Here is a 14992-nt window from a genome sequence, read left to right on the forward strand (position 1 = left end):
AACCCTTATTTTATGCGGCTTACAAGGGTGTTTCTGAATCAAGATTTTTCATTTTGTCACGTTCTCTTTGCTTTTCCAAATTCATTTTTTTCGAGCATTCAAGGCAATAAAGTTGGTTATTTGTTCTTCTTTTAACAAGTCTACCGCATTCAGAACATTTGAAAAATTTATTTTTTCCAATATAGTTTTCGTATTCATACCCCAACTCTCGAAAATCAGTTATTTTTAAAATGATCTCTCCTTTGGTGTCAACAAAATTAACCTTCATATTGAGATTGTCATTTTTATTAGAAAATGAAATAAGTTTAGTTTTTTCGAGATCGTTTAAATACAAAAATTTATCATTTTTGTATTTTACAATCACACGTGCAACTCTATATAAATCAGGAATTTCTGTATTAACCCAGCCGTTATTGGTCTTAGAAATAGTATTGTATAATTTTGCAAAACATAACATGGTAAATAACAATTTCTGATATTTTAATCCTTTTACCAGAGCGATGCTACTTAGTTCGTTTTCTGTAATCCCGACGTATTCGATTTCCTGCAGCAAATATTTTTTCCCTTTTCGAGAGACATCCTCAATTAGATCTTCCCAAAGGGCCGGATTATAATCTTTATAGTTCTTCTCCATAAACTCATTAAGTTTCTCGGCGGTTTTCTTTTCGCTTAATTTCATTTCTTGCCGATAATACTTTGATAAAAGAAACAGGGTAGAAGTTGGCTTTTTGCCAACCTCCCCTTTCTCAATAATTCTTTCTACATATTCCTTTTCGTTTAATATAACTGACATTCAGTATCCTCCATATCCACATCTACTTTGATATCAACTTGTTTCATTGAAAAGTTCATTCCGGCAAATTCAATTTCTCCATCTTCGTCAAATTCAGGATAAGAAATTTTATAATTATTTCTACGCAGAAGATTTTTAACAAATACTTCTCCGCACATATCCCATGCAAACTGCTTACTGTTTTTTGATTTAGAATAACATAAATCAAGAACAATATTACAAAGCATATCTTCGTTTGGGCAATCCCGAAGACATTTCTCTTTAAATTCTTCTTTTAAAAGATATTTCTGAATTTGGCGCTCATCTGATTTAATGCGTTCTGTTTTAGCATACTGAATATATGACTGGAGACTTCTTTTATACGATTCGTACAATTTCTTGATTTTACCATACACTTTATCAGAATAAGCAATATCACTCTTCATAATCGTATAATCAAAATCTACATCATCAGAAAAGTCTATATGATCAAATAATTCTTCGATTCTCCAACAAATTTTATTGATTGTACATGGTCCAATACCTAACGGCATCCTATCATAATAACAAGAAACAAAGCGCTCTTCTTCTTTAGTTTTATTCTCTTTTTTTACTAACTGATCTAATGTCAATCTAAATCTCACGAGACTTTTTTCATTATTTTTCTTGCGATAATTATTTAATTCTGCCCTTTCGGACGGATAAATATACTGCATAAAATATGGCTTTTTGTCTGCAATAATTTTTCGGTTCATCCAAAAAGATTTACGCTGTTCATTGTCAGTTGCCTTTGTTTGCTTATTTGCGATCCAGTTATACCAGGTGTCAGGCATTGGCTTCGCCTCAATACCTTTAGTCTTATCAATCGCATTTTGCTGATAAAGCTGCCCACATTTTATCCTGTAATCAAGCAATCTGTATTCTCGGCTATCCTTTGGAAAGTTTGCTTGAACCTCAAACATAGATGTGATTTTATTTGTAACACCTCCAACAGCATTTCCGAAACTATTGATGTTGGATCTCATGATATCATCGTTATTTGGAACACATTTCGGAGCTTTTCGCTGTACGCATACAATAGCTGGAAGCTGTTGTGTTTTTTTAACAAGCAAATCAAAAGAAGTATTAATAACACAATCTCCATCCTTGTCGAAACCATTCATGGCATCCGCACAGGTATCCCAACTGTTAAAAATAGTCGGAGTAGTCATGTATTGGTAAAACTCATCCATCATTTTATTATGGACGACCTGGAGTTTTCTGATATTATTGTGCGATGTCATTGGTGCGCGAAAACTTACGATTTCCTCCACGCCTTTATCAATCCAATATTTAGAATAAACTTGTCCAGCTTTTAAAAGTCCTGTAACCTCCATTCCAAACATTGATTGACAAAGAGAATAAGGATCACCTGATACAAGAGAATAGTTGGCCGGTACTTTAAGTACCCCCACTTTGGCATCATCAATGCGCTTACGAATCATAGAACGGATCTGACTCTTAATAAATGGGTCATTAACCATATCTGGTTCTATCATAAGTGCCGTAGCAAAAGAGTTGTCCAAGTGTTGTACACTATTCGCATTTAGCCCAACACCTTTTGCATACAAGACAGTTTTACGGTAATCATTTGCTAAAATATCTTTAACCTCATTAACCGTCGGCGCAATTAATTCATCAATTTCTTCATCTGTAAAATCGTAACTCTGTAAGAACTGGTAGTTCATAGTTCTGACATTTTCAAGAGATTCTTCTGAAGATTTTGTGATGGCAAATGTATAGTGATTTTTTTCGCAGTTTTCCAAATAATTCTCAATAGAAGAGTAGGATTCCCAAAGTTTAAGCATAGATTCTGTAAGAATTAGTTCAACCTCGTTGATGTTATAAGTGTTTCCCCATACATCAGTAATTTCTGTGAATCCATGGTTGGCAGCAAATTCCTGGAAATCCACTGGGAAAACAGCACCTTTACAAAATGAATTCCTAATCACACAGCCAGGAAGTAAAAAATCTTCATGAATTTCTTCTCCCCAACGCTGCATTAACTGTGGCATCGCCAATCCATATCCATCACTGTCGATCAGTTTAACATCTTTGTCTTTTATGTATTTCATACTTGGCTGATCAAGACCAGTGTCATCAAGCTCAATCACATCAGATTTAAATTGAGTAATACAATCATGAACAACCACAATACCATTGGGCATAGAGACAGGAGTAGATGAACTGCACACCAGCGCTATATATGCTTCAAGCTTTGCAGGTGCGAATTTCATATTTGTATTCCGACCATTATCAATTCTTGTCCGAAGATCAGGAAGTAACTTTTCATTTACAAAAACCAAGGTGTTATTCTTAACACCTCCAGTCGTACCAAGCAACCATCTATACTTAATGCCATTGATTGTAAAACCGTTCTTATAGATATATTCGAAATCTTTCACCTTATCAATTACGACGCATACATAGTCTTTCTTAAATTGATAGCTGTCCAGCTCTATATATAATTTCTTGATTTTCGGTCTGGAAATAGAAAGATTTTCTTCCTTTTTTAATTTTTTAATTTGTGAGCGAATATCAGAAATATGTAGCTCAGGATTTGTGATTCCATTTAGTTCATCAATCCAGCGCATAATCTGGCTTTCGCTTAAAGCAATCAGTTCCTGATTTTCTCTGGCATCTGAAATAGAAAGCTGCAGATTCCACTTTTTTCTCCTTAAGCGAGATGTGCGAATTTTATATACATATCTTTGTGATGTTAAATGCTTACTCATGTGTAACCTCCAAAAATCTATACTCATCAGACTCGTAAGTCAATAAAGCCTGTCTATTATGCTGCATAATTGGAATTAAAAATTTCTTTAGAAATTCTGGATTTTTAACACACTTTTGTAATACAAAAAAGTCCAATTTATCAATATCTATCTTCTCAAGTATATAATTTAAAATAGTTGACCAAACAAAAGACCTTACTGATTGTAAACAAAATGGTTCTGCTACAATACAACGTTTATATTTTTTATTAATACGAAATGTATCAATATAAAAACTCCAATTATTATTACTTAGCTGGACGATTTTTCTGCTCAATTCATCCTTTAGTAACTCTTTTTGTTTTCTCAAATAACGATTTTTTGTATACTTTTTTCGAGGCTTTTCATTCTGTAAATGTAATTCTTTACGCTTCATAGCAGAAATCGCATCACCAATATACACATTGATAATAGTTCCTTTATAAATAAAATCATCCAACGGAAGACCATAAAAAGTACCTTGTGAATGATAATATTTTTCTGCTTTAAAGTTTGTTAACGAATAGATTTTATTTCCTTCTAATGCAAAAAAATACTTATTTGCTGAATCATAAAAGCCCACAGATTCGGATTGTAAATACTTTTCTCTCATGAATGGTTTTAAGTATTTTTCTGTCCCACAAATCCAAATATCATGAATTCCTGCCGCCTGATACAATTCGTGTCGTTCAACATATTCAGTTGCAATAGGAGAACACTGATATTCAATAACCCATAACTCGTTCCCATATGTAAACATAATATCAGGACGCTGTTTTGTCTCTGGAATCCAACCTTCAAGAACCACATCACTGACACCCTTTTGTTTTTTGATCCACGTGTAGAGATCAATCTTTCCTTGCATATGTTCATTAGTTTCTGGTTCCGAATAGTTTTCACATTCAGTTTTATCTGCATGTCTGAAGTATGGATCTACAATTCGACCATGACAATATTCATACGGTTTTCCACATGCTGGACATAATAAAATTTTCTTTTTGGACCACTGTTTTAACTGTTTTCTGGTGTGTATTCCATCATAACAGTTGATGATTTCGTTTCGAATCTTACAAGTTAAAATAGTAGCTACCTCCTTTGTTTCATTTTCTATATATTAATTCTCCATTTCTCATAGAAATTTTCATAAATCTATCACTCTAACCATACTTTCCAGTAGCCGCACCCGCCGTCAGGAACATATTTTGTTCTCAGATCCCGAAGGTGAAAGCGCAGTAGCTCCTCGATCTGGAAAATAAAATAAAGATAGTCAACCTGGCCTTCACGAATATTTTTCAACACATCATTGATATAAGAGCAGTAGTCCTGCCAGTTAGTAGCTCCGCAATATCCCCCCAGCGACTCCTCATTCCACTGACCACTTTCCTTGGAATATTTTCCACCCATACGTTTTTCTTTAGTTGGTTTGATCAGGAATTTGCGAATCTCAAATTCTCTCTGCCATTTTTCATCTGTGAGAGTGGATTCAGGTCTTCCATTTGTGTTAGATACTAATTTCATTGCGCGAAGTTCTTCCAGTGTGTAAGATTGCATTTTTTTCTTCTCCTCGATTTTAATTTTTTTGTTTTTCAGTTTTTCTGGTAGCTTGTCGGCTACCATCTGTGTATTTATTCTCTTTTTATTCGGAGAAAAAGTTGAAAAATCTTCTACTGTGAGATCTCCGCCAAAATTGTTATGGTTCTTCATAATTTCTGTCTGTGTTTTTGTCATAGTAAAAATCCTTTCTGTTTGTGAAAATTTTATACATAGCAATCACCTCATTTAATCTCTTCAAAAGCGTAGCCATCATTGGTCGTATAATATATTTCTCTTATTCCAATGTCCTTAATAGCAGCGATGCATGATGGACATGGGCGCCCCATTCCGCATGGCTGATCTTCTCTGGTTCTGAAGATGTAAAGTTTCACTTTGGAAAAATTGATGTCGAGATTCTTAATCTGATTAATACATGCGATTTCTGCGTGAAGTTTAGGGAGAAGTGAATCCGACTGGATCCGATAGCGATTGTAATAGCGCTGGCGTGGATGTGTTTTCTGTCGATTGAATCCGGCAGCAATCACCTGACCATGATAAACTGCCACACATCCGATATGCGGACGTGGGAAGTCGGAGATGAGTGCTGCCTGACGTGCTTTGTCAAAATATTTGTAATCTGATGCGTAAAACAATTGTGATGCTCCTTTGTATTTTTTCTACAAAGGATTATTCTCTTTTTGGGAGGAGAGAATAGGCGAATTTTCATTGATCCATTTAATCAAAAGATTTCTCATTCGAATACTCGGAAGATAGATCCAGATTTCTTTTCCGTCTCTAATCGCTGATCGCCAAATGAACTGTAGCATTTCTGAAAGAGCATATCCGTCTTCATCTACAGAAATGCCGTTTGTAAGGAAAAAATTTTTCACAAATGGGTTTATATAGCGATTTACAGGATATACAACAGATGTTCGTGTTCTATAATCGTTCGTTGCTCTGGAATTAATAGGAAGAAACCCTTTTGAATACCCTTTTCCTTTTAATACGTGTTGAAAATCTTTAAAAGTAGTCCAGATATCATCAGAAGATGAAGTTCCACGTATATTCCTGAAGAAATTGATAATATTATTTTTGAGAGTCTTTATTGCGGCGTTATTTTTATTTCTGATATACCATGATTTAGAAAGGTCATGTTCTCTATCGCCAATCATATTTAATTTTGGGTTGTCACAAATATGGATTAATTTACTGTAATCATATTCTAAATAACATTTTGTTGGATCGAATTCACATAAATGATAGTTTTCCATAGAGTCTCCAGAAACGGACCAATACTTATAAGTGAGACCATAGTAATCATAATAATATTTTTGAAGTTGAAGATCGAATCGGTATGTGAGAATATATATTTTCCTAAATGAGTTAAAAGTCTCAATTGGAAAAAGCCATACCATTAAACTGTCTCCGTAACATACAAGGCTTCCAAGCTCACAAAGACGTTTTTCATTATCAAATTTTCCATAATAATCATCATATTCTGGCTTCCAAATCAATTGTCTTGTTTCTGGATCAATATCAACATATGTACTTCTTAGTGTTTCAAAATCCTGCTTAGAAATAGGATATTCATCTACTACGTTAGCCACCTCGTCCATAATTAATGTGTAATTTTGCGACCGGCACAAATCAATCAGTTCGTTATCAAACTTTTGAAATAATGCGTGAGTAGAAACAATGTTCTCTCCTTTATTTATAAGAAGCTTGAGATTGTCCAGTTTTGTTCTGGTTGAGCTAAACTTAGGACTTTTAAAATCAGTATCTTCACAATATTCTTTATAACGCTTGATTTCATCCAAGAATGGAGTAATTACAAGAAATCTATCTCCAATGGATTCATTTATATAGTTCATGATAGATTGAGTCTTTCCTGCACCCATAATCGCATCGACTATATTTACTTCACAATTAAAATTCATTAAAATTCCTCCTTTGAATGCCGTAAATAAATATTCTCTATTTTTATCACCTTTTTTTTAAAAAAAGTGATAACCTTAAAACCCCTAAAAATACGGACTTAGCACGATTTCAGTTTTGGCTCAAAAAGTGATAAAATTGAATTTTGACATGCCTCAAACCCCGTAAAAACAAGGGTTTCAGAAATTGATCCCTTATAAGAAGTATATTAAAAAGTGATTTTTTTTAACGTGTGGAGATGAACTTGTTCATCGACACACCCATGCGAGCTTTGGAACAAAGCGAACATGGAAAGAACGCCGTAGGCCAATATATGATTCATGTCTTACAGACAGTTATCCACATCAAAGCTATTCTCTCCATGCTTCACTTCGTTACGCATTCCGTTCAGTAGCTTTAATGTGGTCACAATCCATTTTCGAGCGTTGCTCTCAAATGTCTTGTGGTTTACATTGGTATTCTCTTTTTGACAGTAAAAAATGAGTATGCGTTATCATAGCTTTAAAGTCTTCAAAACTCACTATAATTTTTGAAAAATTTTTTCTATTCCTGATCAGTACGTCCCGTTATACGGTCATCTTATCCTGGCAGCGTTTAAGCATACCCCCTATACGGTTTCTTTTAATATGATGCATGTGTATCTTCGGAACTACAAGAACCGATTATGTGATAATTATAATAGAATATATATAACAGAAATACCATTTTAAGCTCCTGTGAGACGCTGTGCGAGAGTTTTACATATTTATTGATAAAGTGTTGGCTGATGAAAAGAAAATGCCGTAGAAACGATTGTGGAGTGTCATGCTGTTTTTGATTGTATGCTATACGTTATATAAATAATAGAATATTAAGTGCTGTGATATTGTTTTGAGATCCTATGAGCCGTTGTAGAACGTTTTCTATAATTGGGTGGTAACTTGTTTAATGAAGATATGCAAATCGATTAGAGAGGCGTATAGAAGGTCAAATATTTTTTGATAAAAGAAAAGACACCTGTTTTGAAGTGACCCCCAAAAGTTAGACAATATTTTGAAGTAAAAATTGTTCAAGCAGCCGAAAGGGCTTGCTGTCTGTGAATTGCAGGCGGCAAGCCCTTTAGCTTTGCCTTGATCCTGCGGTTGTTGTAGTAATCCAGATATTCGATCAGTTCCTGTTTGAAGTGTTCCATGGATTGAAATTCTTGCAGATATAACAGTTCACTTTTGAGCAGTCCGAAGAAATTTTCTATCACAGCATTGTCCAGACAGTTTCCCTTGCGGCTCATGCTCTGTCGGATCCCCTTCTCGCGAAGCATCCGCTGGTACTGCTTGTGTTGATATTGCCAACCCTGATCAGAGTGGAGAATCAGGCGTGTTCCGGCCGGGATCTTTGCAAACGCCTCGTCCAGCATGGTGGTTACCATGCTGAGTACAGGATGATCCGATATGGTGTAACTGACCAGATCGCTGCTGTGCAGATCGAGAATCGGGGACAGGTAGAGCTTCTCTCCAAACAGGCTGAACTCCGTCACATCCGTGACCCATTTCTGATTCGGCTTTTCGGCATGGAAATCCCGATTTAGCAGATTTGGTGCGATTTTGCCCACTTCTCCCTTATAAGAGCGATACTTCTTCATCCTGACACGGCAAACTAAGCCCAACTCTTTCATAAGCCGCTGGACAGTCTTGTGGTTCACAGAGAATGTACGCTTGCGAAGTTCTGCCGTGATCCGGCGATAGCCGTATCGACCCCTGTTTTCATGGTAAATCGTTGTGATTTCTTCCTTAACAGATGCATATTTGTCTTCTTTCTGCATCTGCTTCAAATGATAGTAGAAAGTTGCACGGGGCAGTTGAGCGATTGAGAGCAGAATACTGAGTGCGTGTTTTTGCCTTAGCTTCTGAACTACCAGCGTTTTTTGTGCTGGTGTCGCTCGTCTTCCAAAACCAAGGCTTGCAAATTTTTTAGGTAATCGTTCTCCGCACGCAGTCGCTGCACTTCGGCCAGCAGATCTTCTTCTACCTGCTTCGGCAGCTGCTTTGGCGGACGACCCTTACTGCTGCGGCCACGCCGTTCGACGGCAAAGCCTTCCGGCCCTTCCTCCAGATAGATTCGCTCCCATGATTTGATTCGATCTCTGCTGTTTACCTCAAATCTACGACAGGTTTCGCTGTAACTTAATTTCTCTTCCTGCATAGTTTCAATCACCAGTTTTTTGAATTCCGGCGTATATCGTTTGTTTGGTACTCCTTTTGGCATAACAAAACACCCCATTTGTTAGACAGTATGGTATACTATCTAACAAGTGGGGTGCAGTTCATTTTGGCAGATATCTTAAGTGGCCTATAAAGATATGATTAAAATTTATTATCGAAATTTTGCCGGAAATTTTGGGGTTTGCGGCTGGTTATGGTGGAAAAATTGAAATTTTGTATGTAAAAAAGTGGGAGAGTGAGGTCGGTTTTTGGTAAGAAAATACGGGTACTTCTCGATATTTATCTCGATAATGGGGTGAAAGTGGTGGATAGCGGGATAAACGCGGAAATTGTGCGGTTTGGGAGTGATTGGTGATGGTGGCGAATTGGAGTGGGATGGTTGCTGGATTGAATGTTTAATTGGTTGTTGAATTATTAGATATACTTATATGTATATTAGAATTGGTGATGAGTGATAGGGGTGATTTTTGAAGTGACTGTGTGGGGCGATCAGCTTACGGTCTAGCTGCGGAATCGAACGCACGTTCTGGTTTTTGCTACCCCCTATCACTTTAACGCGGTAATGCGTTACCGTGAAGTGGCTGTAAACGTACATTTTACAGTCACTTGTATTTAAAGTGGTAAAGTGGTAAAGAATTAAATTCTGGTATGGTCTGGAATGATAATGTCAACCATATTAGAAATAATGGTTTACAATTATAAATATTAACCATGGTTCGAATTATTAATAATACTTATTGATATTTATAAGAAAATAGATAGAAAAAATATCGTAAAAATGATTGACATATATACGAACGTGTGATACTATGTATACAGTCAATCACGAACGAGTAATTAACGCAATCAAATATAAAAAAGTTTCAAAAAGTTCTTGACAATCACACGAACGTGTGATATCATTAAGACAACAAATTCAAGGGGGCATTTCAAAAGCCCCTAAAAAATCATATTCGGTTCTATCCGAAAAAGTTCTACTGTACATTGAAAATTAGTGATAGATTATGGTACACGGTTCATACCGTGTTAAACATTCCTATATAGTAGGTCACGCCATAAATCTATACAGAAAGAAGGTGAAACCAATGAGTTACACTGTTATGGTTTTTAGAATCATTTTTATCACGCTACTAATAAAATGGTTAATGAAACACAACAACATTAACAAATAGTTCCACCTTGTGGTAGGATTGTAGTTAGAAAATTGCGACATCTTCATTACATAATCCTAATTACAATTCTATCACATTTCTGTAAAAAATTCCACTATTTTTAAACAATCTTTTTAGGATTTTCATACACTGCCCATAGCCACGGCGTGGATACGATAAGGTGAAAAGAATATTAAGATTCCACACAGGTTTTAAATTTTCCGTGTGTACAAATTGAATAAAGCGGTTAAACGTTTATCCCAGAAAAAAGTATAGTAACCACATGAAAATGTGACCATAGAACATATGGCGCGAAAAGTCGGGATGCCCGATTGAGTAGTGGATACCACCATTCAGACAATTGTCTGCGTGAAGTGTTTGACTCACATGTTGAAAACATATCCTTAAGTCGATGCAAGTAATTATTCCGTGGAGTGGTGAAAGTTGAAGCGTTATAAAAACGATATGGTAGTAAATAATCAAAATAAGAGTCCTATCGATGAACACGATAGAAAGTTGAAGGTTCATATAAAAACTTACTTCAACTTTAATTATAAAAGGTTACATCTTTTATATTTGTATCTTAACAGGGTAACACCTGCGAGAGTCGATAAGGTTGGTTGGGTAACTCTGACAGCCTTGACAATACAAAGTAGAAGCTCTGTATCTGGTTCAATTTAGCTCAACGGGACAAGTGCGCTTTGACGCTATGGTTTAATCTCAACTTGTCTCTTTCCAAATAATAAAAATTATTGCACCTATGCGTTAAATAGGAGAAAGAGGACATCATGAGAAAAAACAACACTTATTTAGCAATCAACTTCTATGCTGAGAACCTGTCCACACAGTTACGGTCTGAGTTCATGGATGCAGTAGATCACGAGAACGCACTTATGGGAATCGAGGATTGCAAGAACCGTATCGCTTCCACTGAATCCAAAATCTCCAACATCCAGAACAACAAAAATATGAGCGTCGAGGACAAGAAAAAGAACATTGATGCTGAGAACGTCAAACTGGAAAAACTCAAGACCGAAAAAGCTGAGTACGAGGAGACAGCAGAGTCTACGCGAGAAGTCTATGACAAGGTTTTTGCGGCTATGACTGTCAAGAACGCTGACCATTTTGGCAACAATCCGGACGTTGTGAGAACTGTCTTACGAGTTCTCGCCTCCGTGGAATCTCCGAACTTCATTAAGGATGCTATTATTCCGGCTTTCCAGAATCCTGACCTGTACAATGCTCTGGAGACTATCCATATCACCTCTAAAGCTTCTGATGACGGCGCTCTCGTCATGTCCAAAGAAGTAAAGGATGCATACAAGAAAGCATCTGCTGAACTGGAAACCATCATTAAGACCACTTTCAGCCTTCCGTTCGAATCCGTGTATACAAGTAAAACACGAGTAAAACTGACAGCAGAGGACAAGAAGCTTCTGCATGATTGCTATGTAAAGGATTTCAACGACGCACGAGACACAAACGATGAAACTGGCGCTATTACTATCGGAAAAAGAACCGTGAAACGTCTTGTCAAGACAAAGAGAAACAAAAAGACTAACGAAGTCACATATGACTATTCTGGTCTTGCGAGTGTTATTAGTAAAATCGTTCTGAAACACTATTTCACAGAGAAATAAGGGAATTTCATACATAGTTTGAAGGCAGGAGAAATCCTGCCTTTTGTAGTATGCATGAATAAAAAATGAGAGGAGAAATGGGAAATGAGAAAATTATATACACTTCCGGGATCGGACTATATCCATAATAAACTTTTCCCGATGGGGACAGTAGTTTTGTGCCTGGACAACGGAAATCTGGTTGCTTGCGTAAAATTCAATTCGCCGCGCAAGAATCCTATTCGAACATCTGTATTTTTCGCAGATAAAAATCAGTGGGTAAAATGCGTGATGAAAAACGCATTAACAGAAGAAATCTGGCGGTATCACTTTGAAATGCAACGGAAATTAAATGCACCTTGTTATAAGGGAAATTATGAGAACATGATGAAACATGACCGGAAAAAGAAAACTGGTTCTGGCGGTGTCCGATTAGGAAAGTTCTATGGACAGATTACAGACTACGAATGCAGAAAAGACCCTCTTCATGATTTCCGGAGGGTGTGGAATTAAAGGGGATACTATCAAATTGACATTCCCTTGAACGTGTGATATTATGAAAGAAAATACGGAATCGAGGTTATGTTATATGATAGTATATAAAAAACTTGGAAAAATTTTAGAGGAAAAAAATCTATTATGGAGAGCTTTATCAACGGAAGGTGGACTTTCACCAAATATGCCAACCAAACTCGCACATGATAGGCTTGTAAACTCCGACACCATCAACAAAGTCTGCGAGTATCTTAAAGTTCAGCCGGGAGATATCATGGAATGGATTCCGGACGCAGAATATGAGGCTCAAAATGCAGAACGGATTGAGCTTGAGCGTCAAATTGCAGAAATGCAAAAGCAGCTAAAAGCTCTCAATGCAAAGAAAACTAAATAACCACACCACAGCACCCAGCCCACAAGCCAGGGTGCTATTTTTATGCCCAAAATTCCAGAAATCTCCTCAAAACGGAGAATAGTATTTAAAAGGGAACCGTGCAAATTCTCCCATAGGCAAAGGCACGGAGAAGGAGAAAAAATGAAGGCATATAATTATGAAATTTTTGACACTGTAAACGAGGAATTTTCCTCTAAGTCCGTCATCGTTGGCACAGCCAGCGAAATTCGCCCGATTTATAAGGCGTTTGTACGGGCATTTAATGCAGGTTGTCGGACATCACTCGTTCCGACATTCTGCAACTTCCCTCGTTTCGTAGAAGGCAGATACTACGGAATTTCCATCGGTGACGATGGTTATTTCCAGATCATCAACGAGAATACGCTTGTTGGTATGTTCCTTAATGGAACGCTCGGAAGCGAAAGTGAGGTGTACAGACCATGAAAAAAATCGCATACGGAATCGCAGTTTTAGCACTCACAGCGAGTGCTTTTTTATTAGGCAAATCCATGCCTGATAAAGAGAATTACATCAACATGGAAACCGTCACAGACTTCGACGCAACAGAAACCGGGCTGATGCTCTACACGGCAAACGGAGACGGTTACTACTGGGAAAGATGAAGGGAGAATAAAACTATGTCAACAAAACAGTATAAGCGTCACATCATCAGCGTGGCAAAACAGTTAGGTTACAAGGAAAACGTGATCGCACGGCTTGAAGCAGCCGCAAGCGAAAACGAAATGACTCGCATTATGAATATGGCGAGAAGAGAAATCATTTAGGGAGGGAAATCACAATGAAAACTATTAACTGCATGGAAATCAGTAACAAATACGACAGCCGGATCTGGAATGCGTCCACAGAGAAACGCATCAAGGCAAACGTGAACAACCGGTCACGGCGTATCCAGAAGCTTGTAACTCATGCCATTCTCAAAGGAGTCGGTCTTGGACTCCTGTGTGCGGCTTGTATGATTGAACCGTCATACGGAAACGTATCAGTAAACCTATTATACGCAGCTTGTGGTGTCGGTTTAGTAATCATCGGCTAAAGGAGGGAAATGCATCATGAAAAAGACACTTTATTTACGGGATCTGCTTCCGTTTATCTCTTATGGAGCAACACTCCAGATCATGGAGATCTCCAGGGCAGAACGGAATCGGTACGGAAACTTCGAGGGTTATGCCTACGACTACATGTTTCCGGAATGCGATTTAGTAATGCGTGGAACTATTGAACAGTGTTATCCGGAACTGCTTGACAGAGAAATCGCTGATGGAATCCACAGTGATGGTGAGCGTGAAGGAATTTATATTCACCTGTACAAAGATCTGGAACGCAGATTTGTGACATATGAAGAGCCGTTTAAAGGCAAAATCTTCACGCTTAGCGTGTTAAGAGATTTATACCAGGTATATATATATAAGAAGGAATACCCGGAATTTGATATCTGGCTTCATGATATGCTGAAATCAGGAGTATTTGAGGAGATGAAAGAATGACAGAGATGGAAGCAAGACTTTATGAAGCGAAATTGCGGCGCTTACGGTCGCAGTATCCGTGTCGTGGGTGTAAGTATTATGCATGGTGCGGAGAACCGGACAGAACACAGAAGTGTGACGGTCGGAAACGGCTTGTCAAACGTAAACTGGTCGTCCGGAAGAGAAGTGGAGTGGTAAAAATTTTTGCTTGACAATATGGCATATATGCCATATAATACTCATACAAAAGAAACACCGGAGGAATTTATGAGTAAATTTAAAGCAGAGTTTTATGAAAACGGAGATAAAATCCCTGTAAAAGAATTTCTCGACAGTTTAGACGAGAAGATGAGAGCGAAAATGTTTATGTCTATTCGTTTAGTTGAAGAGAACGGAAATCAGCTTCGGCTACCTTATAGCGAATATCTGGACGATGGAATTTTTGAGCTTCGTGCAAAAGTTGGAACGGATATTTCCAGAGTGCTATATTTCTTCTATTATGAAGGGAGAATAATACTAACACATGGATTTATTAAAAAGACCCAGAAAACACCACCAGAAGAGATTAAGAAAGCAAAGCAGTATAGAAAGAATTTTTTAGAAAGGAATGGTGAATAGT

The 14992-nt window shown here is 37.2% G+C and carries 17 protein-coding genes; 9 read left to right on the plus strand and 8 right to left on the minus strand.

The window, feature by feature from the left end; genetic code table 11:
- Positions 1-19: 19 nt before the first annotated feature.
- The 8 genes from GPK90_RS04835 to GPK90_RS04870 all read right to left on the minus strand — a co-directional run bounded on the left by GPK90_RS04835 (position 20) and on the right by GPK90_RS04870 (position 9273).
- Positions 20-793: a hypothetical protein gene (locus GPK90_RS04835; protein WP_215702318.1), complete on the minus strand. Its 774-nt coding sequence runs from the start codon at positions 791-793 to the stop codon at positions 20-22.
- Positions 778-3546 carry a P-loop NTPase family protein gene (locus GPK90_RS04840; RefSeq protein ID WP_215702319.1) on the minus strand — a complete coding sequence of 923 codons (2769 nt, stop codon included), beginning with the start codon at positions 3544-3546 and terminating at the stop codon, positions 778-780. The genes GPK90_RS04835 and GPK90_RS04840 overlap by 16 nt, the downstream gene beginning before the upstream one ends.
- A complete protein-coding gene (locus GPK90_RS04845; protein WP_215702540.1) occupies positions 3539-4675 on the minus strand; it encodes a competence protein CoiA family protein in 1137 nt (378 codons plus the stop codon). The genes GPK90_RS04840 and GPK90_RS04845 overlap by 8 nt, the downstream gene beginning before the upstream one ends.
- 41 nt (positions 4676-4716) lie before the next feature.
- Positions 4717-5292, minus strand: coding sequence for a hypothetical protein (locus tag GPK90_RS04850; protein ID WP_215702320.1), 576 nt, complete (start codon positions 5290-5292; stop codon positions 4717-4719).
- Between the two features lie 47 nt (positions 5293-5339).
- A complete protein-coding gene (locus tag GPK90_RS04855; RefSeq protein WP_118727336.1) occupies positions 5340-5750 on the minus strand; it encodes a tRNA-specific adenosine deaminase in 411 nt (136 codons plus the stop codon).
- 24 nt (positions 5751-5774) lie between these two features.
- Positions 5775-7034 (minus strand): DEAD/DEAH box helicase family protein, encoded by a 1260-nt coding sequence (locus tag GPK90_RS04860; protein WP_215702321.1) that lies wholly within the window; start codon positions 7032-7034, stop codon positions 5775-5777.
- 1046 nt (positions 7035-8080) lie between these two features.
- Entirely contained in the window at positions 8081-8926 is an 846-nt protein-coding gene (locus GPK90_RS04865) for an IS3 family transposase (protein WP_118655573.1), read from the minus strand.
- Entirely contained in the window at positions 8920-9273 is a 354-nt protein-coding gene (locus GPK90_RS04870) for a helix-turn-helix domain-containing protein (protein WP_118655571.1), read from the minus strand. Before GPK90_RS04870 ends, GPK90_RS04865 begins: the two co-directional genes overlap by 7 nt.
- A 1896-nt stretch (positions 9274-11169) precedes the next feature.
- On the opposite strand from GPK90_RS04870, the gene GPK90_RS04875 reads away from it, so the two are divergent.
- From GPK90_RS04875 to GPK90_RS04915, 9 genes are all read left to right on the plus strand, one after another.
- Positions 11170-12021, plus strand: a complete 852-nt coding sequence (locus tag GPK90_RS04875; protein ID WP_215702322.1) for a hypothetical protein — start codon at positions 11170-11172, stop codon at positions 12019-12021.
- 568 nt (positions 12022-12589) lie between these two features.
- The gene (locus tag GPK90_RS04880; RefSeq protein ID WP_215702323.1) at positions 12590-12889 is read left to right on the plus strand and encodes a helix-turn-helix domain-containing protein; all 300 of its coding nucleotides are present in this window, start codon (positions 12590-12592) and stop codon (positions 12887-12889) included.
- A gap of 141 nt (positions 12890-13030) precedes the next feature.
- Positions 13031-13333 carry a hypothetical protein gene (locus GPK90_RS04885; RefSeq protein ID WP_215702324.1) on the plus strand — a complete coding sequence of 101 codons (303 nt, stop codon included), beginning with the start codon at positions 13031-13033 and terminating at the stop codon, positions 13331-13333.
- Entirely contained in the window at positions 13330-13512 is a 183-nt protein-coding gene (locus GPK90_RS04890; protein ID WP_215702325.1) for a hypothetical protein, read from the plus strand. The genes GPK90_RS04885 and GPK90_RS04890 overlap by 4 nt, the downstream gene beginning before the upstream one ends.
- Positions 13513-13527: 15 nt before the next feature.
- Positions 13528-13674, plus strand: coding sequence for a hypothetical protein (locus tag GPK90_RS04895; RefSeq protein WP_215702326.1), 147 nt, complete (start codon positions 13528-13530; stop codon positions 13672-13674).
- 14 nt (positions 13675-13688) lie between these two features.
- The gene (locus GPK90_RS04900) at positions 13689-13943 is read left to right on the plus strand and encodes a hypothetical protein (protein ID WP_215702327.1); all 255 of its coding nucleotides are present in this window, start codon (positions 13689-13691) and stop codon (positions 13941-13943) included.
- Between the two features lie 16 nt (positions 13944-13959).
- The gene (locus tag GPK90_RS04905) at positions 13960-14394 is read left to right on the plus strand and encodes a hypothetical protein (RefSeq protein WP_215702328.1); all 435 of its coding nucleotides are present in this window, start codon (positions 13960-13962) and stop codon (positions 14392-14394) included.
- Positions 14395-14415: 21 nt separating this feature from the next.
- Positions 14416-14571, plus strand: coding sequence for a hypothetical protein (locus tag GPK90_RS04910; protein ID WP_215702329.1), 156 nt, complete (start codon positions 14416-14418; stop codon positions 14569-14571).
- 69 nt (positions 14572-14640) lie between these two features.
- A complete protein-coding gene (locus GPK90_RS04915) occupies positions 14641-14991 on the plus strand; it encodes a type II toxin-antitoxin system RelE/ParE family toxin (RefSeq protein WP_215702330.1) in 351 nt (116 codons plus the stop codon).
- Position 14992: the final 1 nt, after the last annotated feature.

Origin of the sequence: Clostridium sp. MCC344 (assembly GCF_018785365.1) — a bacterium.
Classification (GTDB): Bacteria; Bacillota; Clostridia; order Lachnospirales; family Lachnospiraceae; genus Pilosibacter.

Coding starts and splice junctions, on each gene's coding strand:
- GPK90_RS04835 (WP_215702318.1), bottom strand. CDS start 793: ATGTCAGTTATATTAAACGAAAAGGAATATGTAGAAAGAATTATTGAG.
- GPK90_RS04840 (WP_215702319.1), bottom strand. CDS start 3,546: ATGAGTAAGCATTTAACATCACAAAGATATGTATATAAAATTCGCACA.
- GPK90_RS04850 (WP_215702320.1), bottom strand. CDS start 5,292: ATGACAAAAACACAGACAGAAATTATGAAGAACCATAACAATTTTGGC.
- GPK90_RS04860 (WP_215702321.1), bottom strand. CDS start 7,034: ATGAATTTTAATTGTGAAGTAAATATAGTCGATGCGATTATGGGTGCA.
- GPK90_RS04870 (WP_118655571.1), bottom strand. CDS start 9,273: ATGCCAAAAGGAGTACCAAACAAACGATATACGCCGGAATTCAAAAAA.
- GPK90_RS04875 (WP_215702322.1), top strand. CDS start 11,170: ATGAGAAAAAACAACACTTATTTAGCAATCAACTTCTATGCTGAGAAC.
- GPK90_RS04880 (WP_215702323.1), top strand. CDS start 12,590: ATGATAGTATATAAAAAACTTGGAAAAATTTTAGAGGAAAAAAATCTA.
- GPK90_RS04885 (WP_215702324.1), top strand. CDS start 13,031: ATGAAGGCATATAATTATGAAATTTTTGACACTGTAAACGAGGAATTT.
- GPK90_RS04890 (WP_215702325.1), top strand. CDS start 13,330: ATGAAAAAAATCGCATACGGAATCGCAGTTTTAGCACTCACAGCGAGT.
- GPK90_RS04895 (WP_215702326.1), top strand. CDS start 13,528: ATGTCAACAAAACAGTATAAGCGTCACATCATCAGCGTGGCAAAACAG.
- GPK90_RS04900 (WP_215702327.1), top strand. CDS start 13,689: ATGAAAACTATTAACTGCATGGAAATCAGTAACAAATACGACAGCCGG.
- GPK90_RS04905 (WP_215702328.1), top strand. CDS start 13,960: ATGAAAAAGACACTTTATTTACGGGATCTGCTTCCGTTTATCTCTTAT.
- GPK90_RS04910 (WP_215702329.1), top strand. CDS start 14,416: ATGAAGCGAAATTGCGGCGCTTACGGTCGCAGTATCCGTGTCGTGGGT.
- GPK90_RS04915 (WP_215702330.1), top strand. CDS start 14,641: ATGAGTAAATTTAAAGCAGAGTTTTATGAAAACGGAGATAAAATCCCT.